Annotated in this window: 16 protein-coding genes; 5 read left to right on the forward strand and 11 right to left on the reverse strand. The window is 71.0% G+C overall.

The genetic code is table 11. The features are described from left to right. Positions 1 to 33: 33 nt before the first annotated feature. The 7 genes from OG407_RS39995 to OG407_RS40025 form a co-directional block, all read right to left on the reverse strand. On the reverse strand, positions 34 to 2217 hold the full coding sequence (locus OG407_RS39995) for an alpha-galactosidase (RefSeq protein WP_405864952.1): 2184 nt from the start codon (positions 2215 to 2217) through the stop codon (positions 34 to 36). Positions 2218 to 2312: 95 nt separating this feature from the next. Next, complete coding sequence (locus OG407_RS40000; protein ID WP_405864954.1) at positions 2313 to 3674, reverse strand: ABC transporter substrate-binding protein; 1362 nt, start codon at positions 3672 to 3674, stop codon at positions 2313 to 2315. After that, positions 3671 to 4708 (reverse strand): acetylxylan esterase, encoded by a 1038-nt coding sequence (locus OG407_RS40005; protein ID WP_405864956.1) that lies wholly within the window; start codon positions 4706 to 4708, stop codon positions 3671 to 3673. Before OG407_RS40005 ends, OG407_RS40000 begins: the two co-directional genes overlap by 4 nt. Next, positions 4702 to 7119 (reverse strand): glycosyl hydrolase family 95 catalytic domain-containing protein, encoded by a 2418-nt coding sequence (locus OG407_RS40010; protein ID WP_405864958.1) that lies wholly within the window; start codon positions 7117 to 7119, stop codon positions 4702 to 4704. Before OG407_RS40010 ends, OG407_RS40005 begins: the two co-directional genes overlap by 7 nt. Before the next feature lie 32 nt (positions 7120 to 7151). Then, on the reverse strand, positions 7152 to 8084 hold the full coding sequence (locus OG407_RS40015; protein WP_405864960.1) for a carbohydrate ABC transporter permease: 933 nt from the start codon (positions 8082 to 8084) through the stop codon (positions 7152 to 7154). A gap of 11 nt (positions 8085 to 8095) precedes the next feature. Next, entirely contained in the window at positions 8096 to 9121 is a 1026-nt protein-coding gene (locus OG407_RS40020) for a carbohydrate ABC transporter permease (RefSeq protein ID WP_405864962.1), read from the reverse strand. Between the two features lie 57 nt (positions 9122 to 9178). Then, the gene (locus tag OG407_RS40025; protein ID WP_405864964.1) at positions 9179 to 11239 is read right to left on the reverse strand and encodes a fibronectin type III domain-containing protein; all 2061 of its coding nucleotides are present in this window, start codon (positions 11237 to 11239) and stop codon (positions 9179 to 9181) included. 368 nt (positions 11240 to 11607) lie between these two features. Between OG407_RS40025 and OG407_RS40030 the strand changes: the two genes are divergently transcribed. From OG407_RS40030 to OG407_RS40050, 5 genes are all read left to right on the forward strand, one after another. After that, positions 11608 to 12762 carry an ROK family protein gene (locus OG407_RS40030; protein WP_405864966.1) on the forward strand — a complete coding sequence of 385 codons (1155 nt, stop codon included), beginning with the start codon at positions 11608 to 11610 and terminating at the stop codon, positions 12760 to 12762. 80 nt (positions 12763 to 12842) lie between these two features. Further along, a complete protein-coding gene (locus tag OG407_RS40035; RefSeq protein ID WP_405864968.1) occupies positions 12843 to 14645 on the forward strand; it encodes a gamma-glutamyltransferase family protein in 1803 nt (600 codons plus the stop codon). 116 nt (positions 14646 to 14761) lie between these two features. After that, positions 14762 to 15604, forward strand: a complete 843-nt coding sequence (locus OG407_RS40040) for an inositol monophosphatase family protein (RefSeq protein ID WP_405864970.1) — start codon at positions 14762 to 14764, stop codon at positions 15602 to 15604. Between the two features lie 109 nt (positions 15605 to 15713). Then, positions 15714 to 17123, forward strand: coding sequence for a phytoene desaturase family protein (locus tag OG407_RS40045; protein ID WP_405864972.1), 1410 nt, complete (start codon positions 15714 to 15716; stop codon positions 17121 to 17123). Continuing rightward, the gene (locus OG407_RS40050; protein ID WP_405864974.1) at positions 17120 to 17635 is read left to right on the forward strand and encodes an O-acetyl-ADP-ribose deacetylase; all 516 of its coding nucleotides are present in this window, start codon (positions 17120 to 17122) and stop codon (positions 17633 to 17635) included. The genes OG407_RS40045 and OG407_RS40050 overlap by 4 nt, the downstream gene beginning before the upstream one ends. A gap of 60 nt (positions 17636 to 17695) precedes the next feature. On the opposite strand, the gene OG407_RS40055 is transcribed toward OG407_RS40050, so the two are convergent. The 4 genes from OG407_RS40055 to OG407_RS40070 all read right to left on the reverse strand — a co-directional run bounded on the left by OG407_RS40055 (position 17696) and on the right by OG407_RS40070 (position 23030). Next, a complete protein-coding gene (locus tag OG407_RS40055) occupies positions 17696 to 18730 on the reverse strand; it encodes a 2Fe-2S iron-sulfur cluster-binding protein (protein WP_405864976.1) in 1035 nt (344 codons plus the stop codon). Further along, complete coding sequence (locus OG407_RS40060; RefSeq protein ID WP_405864978.1) at positions 18727 to 19980, reverse strand: aromatic ring-hydroxylating dioxygenase subunit alpha; 1254 nt, start codon at positions 19978 to 19980, stop codon at positions 18727 to 18729. The genes OG407_RS40055 and OG407_RS40060 overlap by 4 nt, the downstream gene beginning before the upstream one ends. Before the next feature lie 49 nt (positions 19981 to 20029). Next, entirely contained in the window at positions 20030 to 22111 is a 2082-nt protein-coding gene (locus tag OG407_RS40065; RefSeq protein ID WP_405864980.1) for an FAD-dependent oxidoreductase, read from the reverse strand. 133 nt (positions 22112 to 22244) lie between these two features. After that, positions 22245 to 23030 (reverse strand): IclR family transcriptional regulator, encoded by a 786-nt coding sequence (locus OG407_RS40070; protein WP_405864982.1) that lies wholly within the window; start codon positions 23028 to 23030, stop codon positions 22245 to 22247. Positions 23031 to 23035 lie beyond the last annotated feature (5 nt).

Genomic DNA, 23035 nt, shown 5'->3' on the forward strand with positions numbered 1-23035 from the left:
TGCCCCCTGCCCGAACGGGCGGATCGCGTGCGGTCAGTGGACCACCCTCGTGAGTTCGAGGAGCAGGGCCTGTTCGGGGTTGAGGTTCGGCAGGGGGAGGCCGGCGAGGGTGAGGACGGAGCCGGGGAGGGACAGGCCGTCGTCGAGGGCCGCGGGCAGCCAGGCGGGTTCCGTCACCTCGTGGAAGGACGGTCGGCCCAGTTCGGAGCGGACCCGTACCCGGTAGGTCGCCTCGGGGTCCAGGCCGGGCAACGGCACCCGCCCGTACTGGCCCTCGGGGGAGGTGGCGAGCCGCGCCCAGCAGTACAGCGCGGCCGATCCGTCGTGGGCCACCACTCCGTGCAGCAGGGTCGACTCGTCGGCGAGGTCGGCGCGGACCGTGTGCCCGCCGTGGAGCAGCGGGCGCAGCTCGCGGTGGAGCGCGGTCCAGGCGGTGAGCCGGGCGAGCTCCTCCTGGGAGCAGCGGGTGAGGTCCTGTTCGATGCCCGCGTGCCCGAACAGGGCCGTGGTCAGGCGGAGTTGATCGGAGCTGGCGCGGTCCGTGGTGTGGCTGGTGTGCGGGCCCACATGGGTGCCGACCAGTTCGGGGGGCAGCAGCTGCGCGGTCCAGCGCTGGATGGTCTGGCGCTCCACCGGGTCGTTGCAGTCCGAGGCCCAGACCCGGTCGGTCCGCTCCAGGATGCCCAGGTCGACCCGTCCGCCACCGGCGGCGCAGCTCTCGATCTCCAGCGCGGGATGGCGTTCCCGGAGCGCGTCGATCAGCCGGTAGAGGGCCACCACCTGGGCGTGCGCCACGGGACGGTCGGCGGCGGAGTGCACGGGCTCGTGGAGTTCCCGGTTGTGGTCCCACTTGAGATAGGCGATGGCGTACTTCTCCACCAGCGCGTCCAACGCGTCCAGCAGGTACTGCCAGGCATCGGGGTTGGCCAGGTCCAGCACATGCTGATGGCGGGCCGCGGGACCGACCCCGCGGGCGGGACCCAGCACCCAGTCGGGGTGCTCGCGGGCCAGGTCGGAGTCCAGGTTGATCATCTCCGGCTCGACCCACAGCCCGAACTCCATGCCGAGCGAGCGCACATGGTCCACCAGCGGGGTCAGCCCCTCCGGCCACACCACCGGGTCGACGGTCCAGTCGCCCAGCCCGGCGTCGTCCGAACGACGGCCCCGGAACCAGCCGTCGTCCAGCACGAACCGCTCGACCCCGACCTCGGCGGCCCGGTCGGCCAGCCGTAGCAGCCGGTCCAGATCGTGGTCGAAGTACACCGCCTCCCAGCTGTTGAGGATCACCGGGCGGGGGCCGCGAGGATGGCCGGGGCGGGCCCGGAGCAGGGTGTGGAAGCGGTCGGCGAGCCCGTCCAGGCCCTGGTCGGACCAGGCGAAGTGACAGACCGGGGCGGTGTACGACTCGCCGGGCGCGAGCCGGATCTCCCCGGCCCGCAGGAGTTCGCCGCCGCCGAGCACCGCCGCATGGGTACCGGCGCCCTCCGGCAACTGCTCGGCCAGATACCGCTGGTCGCCGCTCCAGGCCACGTGAACGGCCCAGATCTCCCCGTCGCGGAAGCCGAATCCGGGCACGCCCACCGCCATGACGTACGGCGAGTCCAGACCCGGCTTGCCCCGCCGCACCTCACGGGCATGGGTGCCGAAGCCCAGCGGCAGCCGCTGGGGTGAGCGCTCCCGGCTCCACTTGCCGGTGAAGTCGAGGACCTCCGAGGCCCGGCGCGGCAGCGGCAGCAGCGTCGTGATGTGCGCCAGGTCGTACGGCGCCGGGTCGGCGTCCGGCCGGCGGGTGAGCGTGGTCCGTACGCCCAGTACTCCGGAGGGCTCCAGACGGTAGGAGAGAGTGACGTCGAGCCCGGTTCCGGGGTCGGTGAGGTGAAGGGTCAACTCCCCGCCCGCCGCCCGCGGTTGGCAGGAACTGTCGGCCAGGGTCAGCCGGGGCGCGGCGAACGCGCCGGCGAGATGGCCCTCCTGGGCCGGGGTGCCCGACCAGGCGTCGGCCTCGGTGGGCCAGACGGTGAACCGGCGCGGGACGTCGACGGAGTTGTTGAGCACGGCGGGTTCGCCGGTCAGGGCGAGCGCGGCCAGGGCGTCCTGCGAGAGGTCGCCCAGGTCGGCCCCCCAGTGCAGCACCCTGGGCACCGGCTCGGTGAGCTCCACGACGAGGGCGGTGCCCGCCGCGCGCAGGAGGTGGATCCGCGCCGTGGGGTCAGACATGCGGAGGTCCTTTCCGGTCGTCCGACTCCACCGGACGGGCCCGGCTCAGTGGGCCCGTCCGGCGGTCGGACAGGGAGTGCGGAGGGGTGGTGGGGTCACTTCTTGGCGAGCAGCTGCTTGCTCTGCTTCTGCATGTCCGTGAAGACGGAGTCGCTCTTCTGTCCGGCGAAGTAGCCCTGGAACAGCGGCTGCAGGGCGTCCTGGAGAGCCGCGCCGTTGCCGTAGACCGGGGACGGGTAGAGAACCTTGTCCTTGATCATGTCTGTGAAGACGGACAGGTCGACGCCGGTCTTGGCCAGTGCCTTGGCCGAGGCGTCCATGGAGGCGGGGATCGACGGGAAGAAGGTGCCGGTCAGGGAGGCCTTGGACTGGCAGGCCTCGCTGCCCATGTAGGAGACCCACTTCCAGGCCAGGTCGGGGTTCTTGGTGCCGGCCCAGATGTTGTTCCCGTTGGAGTTGCTCAGCACGGCCCGGGTCTTGCCGTCGGGGCCGTAGGGAGTGGGCGCGATGCCGACCTTGAGGCCGGGGATCTTCACGAAGGTCGAGGCCTCCCACGAACCGCCGGTCTCCATCGCGACCTTGCCGGAGGAGAGCAGGTCGACGTCGCTGACGCTGTCCGTGAACTGCCCGATCTTGGGCGCGTAGCCCTTGTCGGTCAGCGAGCGGATCCAGTTCATGGTCTTCACGAACCGCGGGTCGGAGTAGTTGAACACCGTCGGCCAGCTGGCCTTGTCGCCCAGCCGCCAGCCCGTGGTGCTGACCAGCGGGCTCCAGGTGGTCTGGCCGATGAAGTCCTTGGCCGCGATCTCCCCGTAGCCGTAGGTCTTGATGTGGGACTTGTCGAAGCCCTTCTCGTCGCCGCGGCGCCCCTTGGTGTCGATCGTCAGGTGGGCGATCATCTTGCCCAGCGTGCCGCCGTTGTCGGGGTTCCAGTTGAGCGAGGCGACATCCTTCGCGGTGTACCCGGCCTTCTTGACGGCGTCGTCGTTGAAGTAGAGGCCGGCCGCCGCCCAGTCCAGGGGCAGGGCGTACTGCTTGCCGTCGGTGAACTTCCAGGCGTCCACACCCACCGAGAACCGGGACAGGTCGAAGTTGTCCTTCTTGATGTAGTCGTCCATCGCCAGCAGTTGGTGCTGGGAGGCGTACGCCTGGAAGAACTGGACGCTGTTCTGGAAGGCGTCGGGCGCGCTGCCGGCCACGAATCCGGCGGTCAGCTTGGTGAAGTAGTCGTTCACGTTGTACTGCGTGATCTTCACCGTGGTGCCGGGGTTGGCCTTCTCGAAGTCCGTGGCGCACACCTTGTACGCGGCGGCCTGCTTGTCGTCCCAGGTCCACCAGTTGACGGTCTTGGAACCGCCGGCGGCGGAGGAGCCGTTGGAGCACGCGGAGAGCAGGGCGGCGAGCGTGAGCGTGGCGCCCAGCGCGACCGTCTTTCGAACTCCCTTGATTCTTCTCATTGTTCCTTCTTTCGGGATGACGCGGTGGGTGCGGGGGACGGCAGCACCGCCGGATGGGACGACGTCTTGAGGAGGGCGCCGAACGCGCCCAGGGCGACGGCCAGGTCCTCCGACCCGCCGGCGTCGTGGCCGTTGAACTCCCACAGCCGCAGCTCCTTGGGGCCGGCGTAGGCGTGGTAGGCGGCGATCGCGGTGACCGGCGGGCACACCTCGTCGCGCAGTCCGGCGGAGAACCAGGCCGGGGCGGTCGCGCGGCGGGCGAAGGCGAGCCCGTCGAAGTGGCCGAGGGTGTCGAAGGCCTGCTCCACCCGGTCCCGGCGGGCCGCCAGATAGCCGATGATCTCGGCGTACGGTTCGGCGGAGGTGAGCCGGGTGGCCTGCCGGATGTCGCAGAGGAACGGCGACTGGAAGTGGGCCGCCGCCAGACCGGGCACCAGTCCGGCGACCGCGAGGGCGATGCCGCCGCCCTGGCTGGGGCCGACCAGGGCGACCCGGTCCTGGTCGACGAGGTCGGTGCGGGCGCGCAGCGCGTCGACCGCGCGGACGGCGTCGGTGAACACCCGGCGGTAGACGTAGGTGTCCTTGTCCTCGATGCCCCGGGTGAGGAAACCGGGATGCGCCGGGCCGCTGCCGACCGGGTCGGGGGTCGCGCCCCCGCCCGCCCAGGCGCCGCCCTGGCCGCGCGCGTCCACCAGGAGATGCGCGTACCCGGCGGACGCCCACAGCAGGTCGTCGATCGGGGCGCCGCGCCCGCTGCCGTAGCCGTGGAACTGGACCACGGCGGGCAGCGGGCCGCCGCGCCGACGGGGCATCCGCAGCCAGGCGTGGACCGGGTGGCCGCCGAAGCCCGGGAGGACGGCGTCGAAGACGTCGACCGTCTCCAACTCGGTCGCGACCTGCGTGAGTTGCAGCTCGGCTTCCTGCCCGGCGCGGGTCTCGGCGAGGGTGCCCTTCCAGAAGGTGTCGAAGTCGGCGGGTTCGCGGTAGGCGCTGCGGTAGGCGAACAGCTCGGGGACGTCCTGTTCGCTCAGCACGGCACCGGCTCCCCCCGGGGCCGCAGCAGAGCGTCCAGCTCCACCTGGTGACCTGCCGGAAGCAGCAGCTCGGCCGTGCGGCCGAGGCACCGGATCCGCACGGTTTCGCCGGCGTCGCCGGTGAGCCTGCGCACGGTCGCACCGGTCAACTCGCCCTCGTTCCAGGCGAAGTCGACGGCCAGGCCGCCGCGGCAGCGCAGGTCCCTGGCCTCACCCTCGGTCCACTGGACGGGCAGCGCGGGCAGCAGGTCGAGGACGCCGGTGTGGCTCTGCACCACCATCTCGGCCACGGCGGCCATCAGCCCGTAGTTGCCGTCGATCTGGAACGGCGGATGCGTGGAGAAGAGGTTGGGCAGCAGCCCGCCCCAACGGGAGCCGTCCACAGGGGCGTCCACCCCCGCGTCACCGTCGAGCGGCCGGATCGCCTCAAGGAACAGCGAGCGCGCGGTCGGGGCGTCACGCAGCCACGCCCGCAGGACGATCTTCCAGGACCACGACCACCCCATCGCCCCGGGCCCGCGCCGGTCCATCGACTTCCCTGCGGCGGCGGCGAGTTCGGGAGTCGCGTCGGAATCGATCAGACCGAGCGGGTGTACGGCGATCAGGTGCGAGAGGTGACGGTGGTGCGGGTCGGCCTCGGTCAGGTCCTCGGCCCACTCCTGGAGCCGCCCCTCCGGCGAGAGGGGCAGCGGGCGCAGCCGGGGCAGCGCCGCGCGTATCTCGCTGGTCAGTGGTGTGTCCAGACCCAGCAACTCGGCTGCCGCCAGGGTCCGTTGGAAGGTGGCCCGGATCAGCGCCAGGTCCATGGCGGCGGAGCGGGTCAGCGACCTCGGGACGCCGTCGGCCAGGAACAGGTTCTCCGGGGAGGTCGACGGCAGGGTGTCGAGATGCCCCGTGCCGTCGTCGACGAGCCAGTCGAGCAGGAACTCCGCGCAACCGCTGAGCAACGGCCAGGCCCGCTCCCGCAGGAAGCCGAGGTCGCGGGTGAAGTCGTAGTGGTCCCACAGGTGTTGGGACAGCCAGGCGCCGCCCATCATCCACATTGCCCACGAGGTGTTGCCGTGCCCCATGCCGACCGGCAGCGCCCACCCCCACGGATCGGTGTTGTGATGCGCCACCCAGCCGCGCGCACCGTACAACTCCCGTGCCACCCGCGTGCCTTGTACGGCCATGCGGTCGAGCAGGTCGAACAGGGGCTCGTGGCAGGCGCTGAGCCCGACCGCCTCCGCGCCCCAGTAGTTCATCTGCGTGTTGATGTTGATCGTGTAGTTGGACGACCAGGCGGGGCGCAGCTCGGCGTTCCAGATGCCCTGGAGGTTGGCCGGCGGGCCGGTGTGCGGGCGGGAGGCGGTGGCCAGGAGATGGCGGCCGAGCTGGAACAGCACGGTGGCGGTGAGGAGTTCGTCGTCGCCGCCGAGGATGTCGCGGGCGACGTCGTAGGTGCCGGAGCGGCGCGGCCCGACACGCAGGGAGGTGCTGCCCGACAGGGCCCGTACGTCGGCCTCGTGGTCCTTGAGGAGACGGTCGGCGCCCTGCGCGAGGGCCCGCGCCGCGAGGTCGCCGGCCCCGGCCAGATGGGCGGCGCGGTCCAGGGCCGGAGCCCCGCTCCAGTCGCGGTCCGCCGCGGTGGAAGTGGCGAGGGTGAGCAGGACGCGGGAGGCGCCGGTGACGCGCAGTCCTCCCTCGTCGTCCACGGTGGTCGTGCCGTCGGTGTGCAGGGCGAGCGCGAGGGCGCCGAAGGGGTCGTAGCCGTCGACGGGACCGTCCGCGTAGCGCAGCGGCTCCGCGACCCCGGGTTCGTGCGAAGGGGCGCCGTCCACGGGTATCTCGATGCCCAGTGTGATGCCGTCGGGCGTGGACGAACGCCGTATCTCCCGCAGCGGGGTGGAGAGTTCGACGGACAGGTCCACGGTGCCGCCGTCCGCGTCCAGCGTCACGCACAGCGCGCCGCTGACGGCGTCGGCCCAGACCCGGCGCCGTACCGCGGCCCCGTCGAGGCCGAAGCCGTCCTCGGCGACCGCGGTGTCGAGGTCGAGCGTCCTGCCGCGGTACTCGGCGCGCTCACCGCCCGGCACGGTCAGGTACAGGTCGGCGTAGGGCAGGTACTCCTGGGTGTAGGGCCCCTCGAAGGTCATGAGGAGGGACTCGGCGCGGTCCTGGTCGCCGGCGCGCAGCGCGGCGCGGACCTCTTCGAGCCGCTCGGGACCGGCCCCCCGCGCACGGAGTGCGGCGAGGGCGGTGGCCGGCCCGGCGGGGGTGCCGGACCAGACGGTGGAGTCGTTGATCTGGATACGGGCCCGGCCGGTGCCGCCGAAGACCATCGCGCCGATCCTGCCGTTGCCGACCGGGGCGGCCTCCGCCCAGGTGGCGGCGGGCGCGGGCCAGCTCAGCACCAGGTCGCTGGAGTGCATGGCTGTGTCGTCCAATCGCGGGGTACGGCCGGTCACTTGAGGCCGGAGAAGCCGATGGAGTTGACGATGCGCTTGCCGAAGGCGACGAACAGCAGCAGCATCGGCAGCGCCGCGACCAGGGCGGCGGCCATCAACCCCGCCCAGTCGGGGGCCGCTTGGGGCGAGGACTGCTTGAAGACGCCGAGCGCGAGGGTCAGCGGCTGCACGTCCTGGCTGTTGGTGATCAGCAGCGGCCAGAAGTAGTCGTTCCAGGCGTTGACGAACATCAGCAGCGAGATGGTGGCGATCGGCGCGGTCGACATCGGCAGGATGATCCGGAAGAAGATCCGCAGCGGGCCGGCGCCGTCGATGATGGCGGCTTCCTCGACCTCGGTGCTCAGGCCGAGCATGAACTGCCGCAGGAAGAACAGCGTGAAGGCCTGGAAGAGCGCCCCGGGCAGGATCAGTCCGGCGAACGTGTTGGTCAGTCCGAGGTCTTTGACGAGGACGAAGTTGGGCAGCAGCGTGAAGACGCTGGGCACCATCAGCGCGGTGATCAGGATGTTGAACACCAGGTTCCGGCCACGCCAGTGCAGCCGGGAGAACGCGTAGGCGCCGGCCGAGGCGAACAGGACGATCAGCACCGTCTGCACGGACGCGTAGATCAGCGAGTTGCGCAGATAGAGCGCGATGTTGATGGCCGCGCCCGAGCCGCCCTGGGCCTGTGCCTCGGCGGTGGAGGCGATCCCGAGGACGCGTTCGAAGGCGCCCCAGGTGAAGCCCACCGGCAGTGGCGACGACGGGTGCGTCGACAGCTTGTAGTTGTTGGACAGCGCGGTGCGCAGGATCCAGTAGAACGGGAAGAGCGTGATGACGACGACGATGCCCAGATAGATCCAGGCGACGATCCGGCCGGGGGAGAGGCTCCGGCGGTTCTTCCGGGGCCGGGCGGTGGCCGCCCGGCCGGGGGCGAGGGTGACTGCCATGACGGGCTCCTTCAGCTCAGGTCGGATTCGTTGGCGCGGGCGAGCCGCAGCTGGGTGAAGGTGACCGTGATGAGCAGGGCGAACAGGGCCAGCGAGAGGGTGGCGGCGTAGCCGAAGTCGAACTGCCTGAACGCCTTGCTGTAGATGTACATCTGCAGCACGTTCGAGGCGTTCGCCGGGCCGCCCTGGGTGGTGACCTGCACGATGTCGAACACCTGGAAGGAGTTGATCACCGTCAGGACGACCACCATGACGAGGATCGGCCGCAGCAGGGGCACCGTGAGGCGCCGGAACATCTGCACCTCACTGGCGCCGTCGACCCGGCCGGCCTCGTAGATGGTGGCCGGGATGGTCTGCAGTCCGGCGAAGATCAGCAGGGAGTAGTACCCCATCCACTTCCAGATGCTGATCGCGGCGAGGGACGGTATCGCCCAGCCGCTGCTGCCGAAGAACAGGATGGAGTGGCCCGTCAGATGCTGCAGGACGAGGCTGACGACACCGAGGGACGGGTCGAGCATCCACTGCCACACCAGCGCGGCGATCACGTTGGAGATCAGGAACGGCAGCAGGATGACGCCGCGCAGCGCCGACGACTTGGTGACCCGGTGCAGCACCACGGCCGTCACCAGGGAGGCCAGGGTGCCGAAGACGACGGCCAGGATCACGAAGTAGACGGTGACGAGCAGGGAGTGCCAGAAGACGTCGTCGCCGAACATCTCGTGGAAGTTGGCCAGTCCCACCCAGTTCGGCGGGGTGAGGACATGGAAGTCGGTGAAGCTGAGGTAGACGCCGCGCAGGGTCGGATAGGCGTAGAAGACCGCGAATCCGACGACGGAGGGAAGGATCAGCAGGAGGGCGACCGGCAGGTCGCGGCGGCGGGCCGCCGCGGACCTGGTCGGCGCGTGGCGGCTCGCCCTGCGGGCCGAACGGGTCGTGCGGACGCGGGGGGTCGAGCCGGGGGCGGTGGCCGTGGTGGTCACCGCGGCGGACGGCGGTGTGGTCGGCGTCTTGGGCTCGCCCTGTGATGTGACCACCACGGAACTCTCCTCGGATGTCGGTCGGTTGGAACGCTGGTCAGGTCGGACGGACGACGGTCAGAGGGTGATGCGGTCCACGTCGGAGGCGTAGTCCGAGGCGTTGCCGAAGGTGATCGTGTTGTCGCCGGCCTTCAGCTGGACGGGCACCGTGATCGAACTCGGTTGACCCCAGTTGTTGTCGTTGCTGCCCGGCAGGAACTGCTGGAAGGAGCTGCCACCCGTGGTGATGATCATCGTGCGGCCGGTGTCGCCGTCGATATAGTCGACCTTCATCAGGTAGGTGCCGTCGCGGGGCGCGGTGACGTGGTTGACCGCCAGGGTTCCGGTGCCGCCGAGGTTGCCGACCTTCTTGCCGCCCGAGCACGCGGAGCAGTCGCCCACGGAGGCGTTGCCGCTGAGGGTGTTCCCGGAGGCCTCCGCCTCGTAGACGACAGGTCCGCCGGCCGCCGGGGTGGTGACGTCAACTCCCTTGCTGGGGGCGGACTTTCGGCCCTGCGCGTCGTGGGCGACCACGGTGAGGGAGTAGGTGGTACCGGCCTTCAGGCCGCTCACGGTGGCGGAGGTGCCGGTGACGGTGGCCTTCTTGGTGCCGTTGGCGTACACGTCGTAACCGGTGGTCTTCGTACCGGAGTTCACCGCGCTCCAGGCGAGCGAGACGCTGCCGGCCGTCGACGCGGTGCCGTGCACGTTGAGCGGTACACCCGGGTGGCTGCCGGTGCCCGGAGGCGTGATGCGCAGCAGACGCGAGCCGTGCGGGGCCAGGTTGGCGGTGAACTTGCCGCTGGCCGAGCCGAGGTTCTTGTGGCTCCACAGGTCGCGGACCTTGGCCTTGCCGCTGATGCCGAGGTCGCTGAAGTCGGCGGTCACGTCCGAGTAGCCCTTGCCCAGGTTGAACAGGGCCACGGTGTAACTGCCGTCCGTGTTGCGGGTGTACCAGGTCTGCTGCGGGGTCTTCTGGCTGACCGGCCTGGCGGGGGTGCCCGCCTGGTCGACCGCGATGACCTCGTCGTTGGTGAGCAGCTTCAGGCCGTACTTGTCGAGCTTGGTGAGGTCGTCACCGATGTACAGCGGCGCGGCCTCGATGGCCCACAGCGTCATGTAGCTCTGCCGCTCGGTCTGGTTGACGCCGTCCATGACGTCCGAGCCCACGTCGAGCGAGTCGAGGTTGTTCCAGTGCCCCGGCCCGGCGTCGTCGATCCACGGCACGACGTCGTTCCAGCGCGCCTTCACGGAGTTGTTCCACGTCACCAGGGTGTCGCAGTAGCACTCGACGTCCGTGTCGATGCGCCAGCCGTTGGAGTTGGCCTTCCAGACGTCGGCCTGGTTGTGGCTGAGCGACCAGGACAGGGTGAACTCGATGGGCCGCCCGGTGTTCTTCAGGGCGGTGTGCCACGCCTGGATGTCGGGGACGTTGTTGTGCGCGTCGTCGCCCTGGTTCGAGCCGGGGCCCACCCCGTCGATCTTGAGGAAGTCGACGCCGAACGAGGCCAGTTGGTCGGCCTCGGACTGGATGTACTTGGTGGTGCAGGGGCTGGCGAAGTTCAGCTGGTACGAGACGTCGTCCCAGCCGCTGGTCTTGCGCAGGTCCGGGTAGACGATGTCCTTGGTGGTGCAGCCCGGGGCGTTGTAGATGGGCGTCTTGCCGTCGTTGTACGCCTGCTGGTAGAGGCCGACGGCCAGATAGAGGCCGAACTTCAGTCCCTTGCGGTGGAGTTGGTCCGCGAGGTACTTCATCCCGTGCGGGAACTTCGTCAGGTTCGGGGTCGGCCGGGCATAGGCGTCGCCCTTGGCGTCGTTCCAGCCGGCGTCCACGTTCACGTAGTTGTAGCCGTGCGACTTCAACTTCGAGGACAGCACGTCCGCCTGTTGCAGGACGTGCGCCTCGGTGAGCCAATTCCCGCCGTAGCCGGGGAAGTTGGTGGACTCGACGCTCCAGGTGCTGTAGCCCATGTACGGCTTGGCGGCCACGAGGGGCGTGCTCGTGGCGCCGGACGCCTGGGCCCCCGAGGCGTCCGCGGTGGTCGCGGCCCGTGCGGAGGCGGGCACGATGAGGGCCGCCGTGAGCGCGGTGAGGCAGGTGAGGGTTCTCAGACGTGTGGGTCGAGCTGGACGAGGCATGTGTGTACTCCGTCAGGGCGCGGCTGCAGGCGGGTTCCCGCCTGAGGTGTCGAGGTGCGGGGAGCCTCTCGGTGGTGGTCGTCCCGGGACATCACCGAGAGGGTTCGCTGGGACCAACGGGCGAGTGGGTGGGGGCCACACACTCCTCACCGGCGCAGGACCGTCCCGTCCGCCCCGACGAGGAGTGCGGCGAATCTAGGCTTAGTTTCCTTCCAGCGTCAACATAGTCAACTCTAAGAAAACTCCGACCTTTGGGCGGCCTGGTGAGGGTTTTCGGCCACCTGCTGTCGAATGACCTGCGGTTTCAGGCCGATAGGGCCGATGTATAGCCCTTGTCTTACTTTCCAAAGGAAAGGTAACGTCGCCCCATGACCCTCGCCGACCAGCCACCCGCGGCCGCACTCGTCCTGCAGACCCTGCTCCAGCACGGTCCGCTGAGTCGGGCCGAGATCGGTCGGCGGACCGGGCTGACCCCGGGAGCCGTCACCAAAGTGGCCACCTCGCTCATGGCCGACGGCTGGATCACCGAGGGCGGCCGGCCCACCACCGAGCGGACGAACGGCCGCCCGGCGACCCCGGTCGAAGTGCGGGCCGACCGCGCCCTGTTCGCGGGTGTGAAGGTCACCGGCGAGGAACTCATCGGCGTACTGGCCGACTTGACGGCCCGTCCGCTGGCCTCCCGGCGCGTCCGCCTCGACTCACGCGACGTGGGCACCGTGGTGCTGGCCATCGCCCGGCTGGTCGACGAACTGCGCACGGCGGCGAACCTGGAGGGCGGCACCGGCCTCCACGGCATCGGGGTCACCATCTCCGGTGATGTGGACAGCCAGTTGGGCACGGTCCAGTACTCGCCCTTCCTCGACTGGCGCCGGGTGCCGCTCGCCCAGCTCGTCGAGACGGCCACCGGGACACCGACGGTCATCGAGAACGACGTAAGGGCCCTGACCGTGGCCGAGCAGTGGTTCGGCGCGGGCGTCGGGCTGTCGATCTTCGCCCTGGTCACCGTCGGCGCCGGCATCGGCGCCGGGCTCTGTGTCGCCGGCCGGGTGGTCTCCGGAGCGCACGGCGTGGCGGGCGAGGTGGGGCACCTGCCGGTGAGCGGCACCGACCGGGTCTGCACCTGCGGCAACACCGGGTGCGTGGAGGCCGTCGCCTCCACCCACGCGATCGTCGAGCAGGCCCGACAGGCCACCGGCGACGCGGAGTTGACCATGGACGGCGCGATCCGCCTCGCGCACACCGGCGACCCCGCCGTCCGGACCGTCTTCGCCCGCGCCGGACACGCCGTGGGCCTCGGCCTGGCCTGCGTGGCCAACCTCATCGGACCGGAGCGGATCATCATCTCCGGCGAGGGCGTCGCCTCCTACGACCTGTTCGCCGACCACATCCGGCAGGCCTTCGTGGACCACGCCTTCGGTGCCGCGGTCGACTGCGATCTCGTGGTCCGCCCCCTGCCGTTCGAGGAGTGGGCACGCGGCGGGGCGGTCGTCGCGGCCCAACGCGTCTTCGCTCCCGCGAAGTAGGGAGGTGACGTGTGCACGCCTTCGGTCGATAGTCTGCTGCCCGATCAGGACGACCACGTGCGCGACCGCAGAGGTGAGACATGTCCTTCACCACCCGACCCACGCTCCAGGGCACCTTCGGCATGGTGTCCACAACACACTGGCTGGCCTCGCAGTCGGCGATGGCCGTCCTGGAGGACGGCGGCAACGCCTACGACGCCGCCGTCGCCGGGGCGTTCGTCCTGCACGTCGTGGAACCGCACCTCAACGGACCCGCCGGCGAGGTGCCCATCCTGCTGGCCCCGGCGGGCGGCGAGGTGCGGGTGCTGTGCGGCCAGGGCGTCGCACCCGCGGGCGCGACGATCGACCACTACAGGGGACTCGGTCTGGATCTCGTACCCGGTACGGGACCCCTGGCGGCGGCCGTCCCCGGCGCCTTCGACGCCTGGATGCTCCTCCTCAGGGACCACGGCACGAAGTCCCTGGCCGACGTCCTGAAGTACGCCATCGGGTACGCCGAGGACGGCCACGCGTGCGTGGAGAACGTCGGGGCGACCGTCGAGGCCGTACGGGAGCTGTTCGAGACGGAGTGGACCACGTCGGCGGACGTGTACCTGCCCGACGGGAAGGCACCCCGGCCCGGCGAGCTGTTCCGCAACCCCGCCCTCGCCGCCACCTGGAAGCGGCTCCTCGCCGAGGTCGCCGGGGCGGGGGACCGGGAGGCCCAGATCGAGGCGGCGCGTGAGGTGTGGCGGTCCGGCTTCATCGCCGAGGCCCTCGTACGGCAGTCCGGGCGGCCCACCATGGACACCAGCGGCGAGCGCCGCACCGGCACGCTCACGGCCGTCGACCTGGCCTCCTGGTCCGCGTCCTACGAGGCACCGGCGACGTACGGCTGGAACGGCTGGACCCTGTGCAAGGCCGGCCCCTGGAGCCAGGGCCCGGTCCTCCTCCAGCAACTGGCGCTGCTCCCGGCCGAGTTGCCCGCCTACGAATCCGCCGACTACGTCCATCTGCTGATCGAGGGCTGCAAGCTCGCGATGGCCGACCGGGAGGCCTGGTACGGGGACGCGGACCCGGACGCCGTACCGCTGGGGGAGTTGCTGTCGGCGGACTACAACGCGGCGCGGCGGGAGCTGATCGGCGAGAAGGCGTCGTACGAGCTGCGGCCCGGCAGCCCCGGAGGGCGCGCGCCGCGACTGTGCGGGCACGCGCGCGTGGTGGCGCCCGAGGAGTCCGGCTTCGACCCGATGGGGGCGGGGGAGCCGACCGTCGCGCGGGTGAGCGCCGACGGCGGTACCCGGGGCGACACCTGCCACCTCGACGTCGTCGACCGCTGGGGCAACATGATCGCGGCCACGCCCAGCGGCGGCTGGCTCCAGTCCAACCCGGTGGTGCCCGAGCTGGGCTTCCCGCTCGGCACCCGGCTCCAGATGGCCTGGCTGGAGCCCGGCCTGCCCAACTCCCTTGCCCCGGGCCGCCGTCCGCGCACCACGCTCACCCCGTCGATCGCCCTGCGCGACGGAGTACCGGTCCTGGCGTTCGGCACGCCCGGCGGGGACCAGCAGGACCAGTGGCAGCTGCACTTCTTCCTGGCGGTCGCCACGCGCGCGAAGGCACGCGGCGGCCTCGACCTCCAGGGCGCGATCGACGCCCCGAACTGGCACAACGACAGCTTCCCCGGCTCCTTCTACCCGCGCGGCATGCGCCCCGGGAGCGTCACCGTCGAGTCCCGCATGGACGCGGCGGTGGTGGAGGAGCTGCGGCGACGCGGCCATGACGTGACCGTCGGCGACGCCTGGTCCGAGGGGCGGCTGTGCGCGGTCGCCCGGGACCCGGCGGCCGGGATCCTCTCGGCGGCGGCGAATCCGCGGGGCATGCAGGGGTACGCCGTCGGGCGCTGAGCCGCCCCGGGAGGGACCGGGTTTCCGTGATCTCCGGGGCCGGGTGTTCATGGTGATTCCACCCGGAGTGCACCGGGCGGGTGGGGATTGTCAGTGACGCGTGCTCTCATGGAGGCATGATCGAAGACACCGAAACCATCGACGAGTTTCTCGTACAGCACACGGCCGACGTCGAAGAAGCCATCCGCAGGGCGGCGGCCACGGAGATCATGCCCCGCTTCCGCCAGCTCGCGGCGCACGAGGTCGACCAGAAGAGCGGCCCGCACGACCTGGTCACGGACGCCGACCGCAACGCCGAGCTGTATCTGACCAAGGTGCTCGGCTCCCTCCTGCCCGGCTCCGTCGTCGTCGGCGAGGAAGCGGTGCACGCCGACCCGGAGACGTACGAGGCGATACAGGGCGACGCCCCGGTCTGGATCGTCGACCCGGTCGACGGGACACGGCAGTTCGTGCGCGGCGAGACCGGTTTCTGCACCCTGGTCGCGCTCGCCCGGCACGGGGAGCTGCTCGCCTCCTGGACCTACGCGGCGGCCCGCGACCAGATGGCCACGGCCGTCAAGGGCGGCGGCGCCTTCCTCGACGGCGTACGGCTGCGTTCCGGCGCCCCGGACCCCGCCCGGGACCTGGAAGTGGCCACCTCCCACCCGGACTACACGACGGACGCCCAGAAGCGCGCCCTGCTCGGCCTGTGGGCGGACGGTGTGCACACGCGCCCGTGCGGCTCGGCCGGCCTGGAGTATCTCGCCGTCGCCCGGGGCGAGTTGGATGCCACCGCGTTTTCCTGGGAGGCGGCCTGGGACCACGCGGCGGGCCTGCTCCTCGTCGAGGAGGCGGGCGGCGCCCACCGCACGCTCACCGGAGAGCCGTTCCGCATCACCGGTGGCAACGCGCTGCCGTTCACGGCGGCCCGGGACGCGGCGACCGCGCAGCGTGTGATGGACCTGCTGAGGGCGTCGTAGGGTCACGGGTTGCGCTCACCTGGTGGGCTGACCCCGGGAGTGTCAGTCCCGCGGCATATCCTGATGTCGAGTGGCCATCGGCTGACGAAGGGGTCCCAAGGTGCCGTCGATGCTCGATGCGGTCGTGGTGGGTGCGGGGCCGAACGGACTGACGGCCGCCGTGGAGCTGGCCCGGCGCGGCTTCTCCGTGGCCGTGTTCGAGGCCCGGGACACCGTGGGCGGAGGCGCCCGCACCGAGGAGCTGACCCTCCCCGGCTTCCGGCACGACCCCTGCTCGGCGGCGCACCCGCTCGGCATCAACTCCCCGGCGTTCCGCGCCCTGCCGCTGGAGCGCTACGGCCTGGAGTGGCTGCACCCCGAGCTGCCCATGGCGCATCCCTTCATCGACGGCAGCGCGGCCGTGCTGTCGCGGTCGGTCGCGGAGACGGCCGCCTCGTTCGGGCCGCGTGACGCGGGCGCGTACCGCAGGCTGGTCGAGCCCTTCCTCCCCAAGTGGGACACCCTGGTCCGCGACTTCATGTCCCTGCCGCGCACCGCGCTGCCGCGCGACCCGGTCACCCTCGCCCGCTTCGGTCTGGCAGGCCTGCCCCCGTCGACCTGGCTGACCAGCCGCTTCCAGGACGAGCGCGCCAAGACCCTGTTCGCCGGACTCGTCGGCCATGTCATGGCCCCCCTCACCGGCTTCGCCACCGGCGCGATCGGCCTGGTCTTCGCCCTCGCGGCACACGCGCGTGGCTGGCCGGTGGCGCGCGGCGGCTCCCAGTCCATCTCCGACGCGCTGGCCGCCTACCTGAAGGACCTCGGCGGCGCGATCCACACCGACTACGAGGTCAAGCGCCTCGACGACCTCCCGCCGGCCCGCGCCTACGTCTTCGACACCTCGCCCACCGCCCTGGCGAAGATCGCGGGTTTCGGTGACTACTACGCGAACTACCGTTACGGCGCAGGGGTGTTCAAGGTCGACTACGCCCTGGACGGCCCGGTGCCCTGGACCGCCAAGGAGGCGCGCACCGCCGGCACGGTCCAGATCGGCGCCGACAGCACGGAGATCGGTGCCGCCCTGCGCGCCGCGTCCCGCGAGAACCGCGCCCCCGACAAGCCGTTCATGATCACCGTGCAGCCCAGCATCGTCGACCCCACCCGCGCCCCGGCCGGGAAGCAGGTCTTCTGGGCCTACGGCCATGTCCCCAGCGGCTGGACCGGCGACCTCACGGACGCCCTGGAACGCCAACTGGAGCGCTTCGCCCCGGGGTTCCGCGACCGCGTCCTCGCCCGCGCGACCGCGGGGCCGCCCGAACTCGCCGCCCGCAACGCCAACTACGTGGGAGGCGACATCGGTACCGGCGCGGTCACCGGACTCCAGATCCTGCTGCGCCCCAAGCTCTCCCTCTCCCCGTACGGCACCCCGCACCCGGCCGTCTTCATCTGCTCCTCGGCGACCCCGCCCGGCCCCGGAGTGCACGGCATGTCGGGACACAACGCGGCGAAGGCCGTCTGGCGACGACTGAGGCAGTCATGACCACCGCCATCATCACCCTCGTCCGGGGTGACATCACCCGCCGGAGCGCCGACGCGATCGTCAACGCGGCCAACTCCTCACTCCTGGGCGGCGGAGGAGTCGACGGCGCGATCCACCGCCGGGGCGGCCCCGCGATCCTGGCGGACTGCCGCAGGCTCCGCGCCTCCCACTACGGCAAGGGCCTGGCCACGGGCAAGGCGGTCGCGACGACGGCGGGGGAACTGGACGCGCGGTGGGTGATCCACACGGTGGGACCCGTGTACTCCCGCGACGAGGACCGCTCGGAGCTGCTGACCTCCTGCTACCGCGAGTCCCTGCGCGTCGCCGACGGACTCGGCGCCCGTACGGTCGCGTTCCCCGCCGTCTCGGCCGGGATCTTCGGCTGGCCGATGGACGACGCGGCGCGGATCGCCGTAACGACGGTTCGGGCGGCGGAGACATCGGTCGAGGAGGTCACGTTCGTGCTCTTCGACGAGGCGGCGTACGAGGCGTTCGGCCGGCAGGTGCGCTGACCGACGGTCGTGGCCCGTCGGCCCAACTCGCCTGAGGAACCTGGGTAGTTGTGATGGTCCTCACGCGTCGATCACGACGTCCTCCAGCGGCTTTGAACAGCACAGCAGGATCTTGTTCTGGGTGATCTCGCGTGGCCGGATGCCCCCGTTGTGCTGCATGTCGACGGAGCCGGAGAGCAGGGTCGCCTTGCAGGTGCCGCACATGCCCTGGGCGCACGAGGCCGGCAGGCTGAGGCCGGCCCGGGAGGCGGCGGCGAGGAGCGAGGTGTCGGGGTCGCAGTCGAGGGTGCGTCCGCTGCGGGTGAACTCGACCTTGAAACCGGCGTCTGTGGCGGTGGCCGGTGAGGTCTCGGCCCGCGTGGCCGGTGTCTCGAAGGTGAAGCTCTCCTCGTGGTAGCGGTCCATGTCGAGGCCCGCGTCCGCCAGCAGGTGCCGTACGGCGGCCATGTAGGGGGCGGGACCGCAGGTGAAGACCTCCCGTTCCCGGAAGTCCGGCGCGACCTGCCGGAGCGTCTCGATCGTGAGGCGGCCGCGGTATCCGCCCCAGGGGGCGTACGGGCGGTCCTCCTCGCAGATGTGGACCACCCGGATGTTGGGCGCGGTCGCGGCGATGAGGTCGAGTTCGTGGCGGAAGACGATGTCCGCCGGGGTGCGCGCGCTGTGCACGAACACCACGTCGGCGGGGTCGGCCAGGTCGTAGAGCGTCCTGGTCATCGACATCGACGGCGTCACCCCGACGCCCCCGGACAGGAACAGGTACTTGGGCGCCGGATGCCGGGCCGTGCTGAACTCGCCGAGCGGTCCGTGCGCCCGCACGGTGTCGCCGGGCCGCAGCCGGTCGTGCAGCCAGTTCGACACGAGCCCGCCCGGGATGCGCTTCACCGTGATCGAGAGCAGGAACGGGCGGGTGGGCGACGAGGAGATCGTGTAGCAGCGCTGGACCGGCCGGCCGTCGATGTCGAGGGTCAGCGTCAGGAACTGGCCCGGGTCGTGCCGGAACAGCCGGGGTTCGGCGTACTCGAACACGAACGTGGTGACGTCGTGCGTGAGCGGGTGCACCTGACGGCAGACCAGCAGCTCTTCGGTCTCGCTCATGGCTGGAGCTCCAGGTGTGCCTTGAGCCTGGTCACGTACCAGTTGACGAACGCCTCGACCTGCTCCTCCGTCGGGCCGTACGGGCCCGGCAGATAGGCCGGGCTGCTGATGCCCCGGTGGGCGCGGGCCACGAGCACCGCGTCCTGGTCGTTAGTCGCCTTCCACACCTTCGTCATCGTGTCGAGGTCGTAGTCGATCCCCTCCACGGCGTCGGCGTGCACGAGCCAGGTGGTGCGGACGAGGGTGCGGTCGGGGCCGAGCGGGATCGTGGAGAACGTGATCGCGTGGTCGGCCATGAAGTGGAACCAGGAGTTGGGCTGGAGGTGCATGGAGAGCCGGCCCAGTCGGGCCGTGGGGAAGTCCGCCAGCAGGCGTGTGCACGCGGCCGTGCCGTCCGGGGTGTAGGACTCCCCGGCCAGGTCGAGGGGTTCGCGCTGGATGCGGAAACCGGTGGGGCGGGTGTCCAGTTCCTCGATCTCGGCGTAGGGCAGGCCCAGCGAGTCGTAGGTTGTCCGGGCCTCGGCGTCGGCCCGCTGGAAGCGCTCGTAGGCGGGGCGCAGCGCGGGCGGGATGTCCTGCTCCCGGTAGCCGTAGATGGGGAAGTAGCAGGCCTGGAGTTCGGGGTGGCCCACGCAGTGGTAGCACTCCCGGTTGTTCTCCATGGTCAGCTTCCAGTTGCCGTTCTCGACCAGGTCGATCTGCGTGGCGACCTTCGCCTTGGCCAGGTTGTGCGGTGCGAGGTACGGCTCGATGCGGGCGGCGACCTCGTCGAAGTCGGCGGGCGGTTCGTCGGCCAGGCAGATGAAGACCAGCCCGGCCACCGTGCGCGCGTGCACGGTGCGCAGCCCGAAGCAGGACGGGTCGAAGCCGGGCGCCTGGGACTCGGCGTGCAGCAGTCTGCCGTCCACGCCGTACGTCCAACGGTGGTACCCGCAGACGATGTTGCCCACCGAGCCGCGCTCCTCGTTGAGGACGCGCGCACCGCGGTGGCGGCAGACGTTGTGGAAGGCCCGGACGTCCTCGTCGTCGTCGCGCACGACGATGACCGAGTACGACCCGATGTCGACCGTCACGTAGTCGCCGGGCTGGGGAAGCTCCGCCTCGGCGGCCACGAACAGCCAACTCCGGGCGAAGACGGCCTCGATGTCGAGGGCGAAGAACTCCTCGCCGACGTAGAACGGGGCTTCGAGGCTCTGACCGGCGGTACGTCGGGCCACGAGGTCGCCGACGTCGGGGGTCGCGTGTTTCATCTCATCTCTCCGGTACGGCTGGGGAGTTGACGTGCGGACGGGGTGGCGCTCAGACCGGCAGACACAGCCGCAGTCCGTCGTAGACGGCGGCGTGGACGGTGCGGGCGGCCACGGCGTCGCCGATGCGGAACAGCTGGTAGCGGCCCGCCTCGTTGCGGACCACCGACTGCTCCTCGTACGCCAGCAGCGCGCGGTGGTCGACCTCGCCGAGATTGGTCGAGCCGGGGAGGAGTTCGACGTACAACTCGTCGTTCGGGAGGGTCCCGTGCTCCACGACCACGTGGTCCACGGTCCGCTCGGTCTCCGTCTCGGTGTACTCGCTGTACAGGGTCGCGGTGAGCCGCCCGTCCCCGGACCGGCGCACGGAGCGCAGCCGCCGGGCGAGTGTGGTGGTGACGTCGTGTTTCGCGAACGCCCGTAGATAGGCGGGGGAGTTCATGCTGCCTACGTCGGGGGCGAGGGTGCGCTCCGGGGTGACGTACTCGATCCGGACGCCGGGCGACGCGGTGAGGACCTCCACGGCATCCATCGCCGGGTAGCCGCCGTGGTCGTCGTAGACCAGGATCTCGCCGCGCGGGCGGCGCAGCGAGCCCGTCATCACGTCCCAGGTGTCGGAGACCAGGTCCTGGCCCGCGCTGAGGAAACTGCGGTCGGGGAGGCCGCCGGTGGCGACGATCACGAGGTCGGGACGTTCGGCGAGGACGCCGGCGGCCTCGGCGTATGTGCCCAGGCGCAGGTCGACGCCGAGGTGTTCGCACTCGGCGAGGCGCCAGTCCACGATCTGGATCAGGTCGGCCCGGCGCGGGTTCGACGCGGCGAGTCTGAGCTGCCCGCCGGGCCGGTCGCCCGCCTCGAACAGGACGACGTCATGGCCGCGTTCGCCGAGCACGCGCGCCGCCTCCAGTCCGGCCGGGCCCCCGCCGACCACAACTGCCCTTCTACGGCGGCCGATTGTGGCGGAGATGAGGTGCGGTACCTGGAGTTCACGGCCGACGGCGGGGTTGTGGATGCACTTGGTGTCGCCGGAGTCGTAGATCGCGTCGAGGCAGTAACTCGCCCCGACGCAGGGCCGGATGCGGTCCTCCTGGCCGGCCGTCACCTTGGCGACCAGGTGCGGATCGGCGATCTGTGCGCGGGTCATGCCGACCAGGTCGAGCAGTCCCTCGCGCAGGGCGTGCCGCGCGGTGGCGACGTCGGCGATGCGGGCCGCGTGCATCACGGGGACGGAGAGGCGTCGTTTTATCTCGCCGGTGAAGTCCAGGTACGGCCCGAGGGGGGTGCCGATGGACGGGATGGCCTTCGCCAGGGAGGCGTCGCTCTCGATGGAGCCGTGGATGACGCTGAGGAAGTCGATGCCGTCGGCGGCGTACCGCTCGGCGGCGGTGAGCGCTTCCTCGAAGGCGAGACCGGGGAGGCCGCCGGGGTGCGCCTCGTCGAGCGACATCCGGATGCCGACGACGAAGTCCGGGCCGACGGCCTCGCGGACGGCCCGGATCACCCGGCGCGGAAACGCCATACGGTTCTCCAGGCCGCCGCCCCACTCGTCGTCGCGGTGGTTGGTCGCGGGGGACAGGAAACTGTCCAACAGGTGGCCGTACGCCTCCAGTTCGATGCCGTCGAGGCCGCCCTCCCTGCAACGGACCGCCGCCGCCGCGTAGTCGGCGACGATCCGGTCCAGGTCCCAGGACTCGGCGGCCTTCGGGAAGGCTCGGTGCGCGGGTTCGCGCAGCGCCGAGGCGGACACCACCGGGAGCCAGTCGCCGGTGAAGTTGCTGGTACGGCGGCCCAGATGGGTGACCTGGCACATCACCGCGGCCCCGGCCTCGTGCACGTCGTCGGCGAGCCGGCGCAGCCACGGCACGATGTCGTCGCGGTACAGGAGCAGATTGCCGAACGCCGGCGGGCTGTCGGGCGAGACCACCGCCGAGCCGCCGATCATCGTGAGGCCGACCCCGCCCCGCGCCTTCTCCACGTGGTAGGCCCGGTAGCGGTCCTTGGGCAGGCCGTCCTCGCCGAACGCCGGTTCGTGGGAGGTGCTGACCACCCGGTTGCGCAGGGTGAGGTGCTTGAGCCGGAAGGGCTGGAGCAGGGGGTCCAGGACGCGTGCGGGCACAGCGGCGGGTGAGGGCACAGCAGCTCCTCAGGAGAGCTCCGAGCGGACCGTTTCGCTATGCGAAACAGCTCCGCGATACGAAACAAATGGTGGAGCTGGGAATCCCCACCCGTCAAGAGCCCGCCGTGTTAACTCGCCGTGCGCGGGGCGCTCATCCGCGTTTCACGTACCCCCGGCGCCAGGAGATCTTCGCGGCGGCGGCCAGCACCTGTTCCGCGAGACCGGGAACGGTGTCCTCGTTGATGCGGTAGGTCGGTCCGGAGAGGGTCACGGCCGCGATGACGCTGCCGTCCAGGGCGCGGACCGGGGCGGCGATCACGGCCAGCCCGATCTCGTGCTCCTCGCTGGTGGTGGCGTAGCCGCGCTCGCGGATCGTCTTCAGCGCCGCCGCGAGGGGCGCCGGGTCGACGATCGTGTGCGGTGTGTACTTCTCCACCCCGCGCGCCAGGATCTCCGCGACCTGGCCGGGGGACATGTGCGCCATGAAGAGCTTGCCCGCGCCGGTGGCGTGCATCGGGGTGCGCCTGCCGACCCAGTCGATGCTCGTGATCGCCGCCGCGCCGATCGCCTGGTCGATGCTGATCACGTCGTGCCCGTCGTGGATCGCCACGTTCACGGTGTCACCGACGGCCGCGGCCAGCTCCTGGCAGACGGCGCGGCTCAGCAGGGAGAGGTCGTTCACCTTGCTCGCCCCGGCGGCGAGTTCGACCATCGTGTACCCGATGCGGTACCGCCCGCGCTCGGTGTCCTGCTCGACCAGACCCCGTGACTCCAGCGTCGCCAGCAGCCGGAACACGGTCGACTTGTGGACCCCCAGCTCCTCGGCGATCTCCGTCACGCCACTGGGTCCCCGCGTGGCCAGCACCTGGAGGATCGACACCGCCCGGTCGACGGACTGCACCGAGTGATCGCGCGGGCGGCTTCCGTTGCTGGTCATGGCGG

Source organism: Streptomyces sp. NBC_01515 (genome assembly GCF_045040345.1).
In the GTDB taxonomy this organism is placed as follows: Bacteria; Actinomycetota; Actinomycetes; order Streptomycetales; family Streptomycetaceae; genus Streptomyces.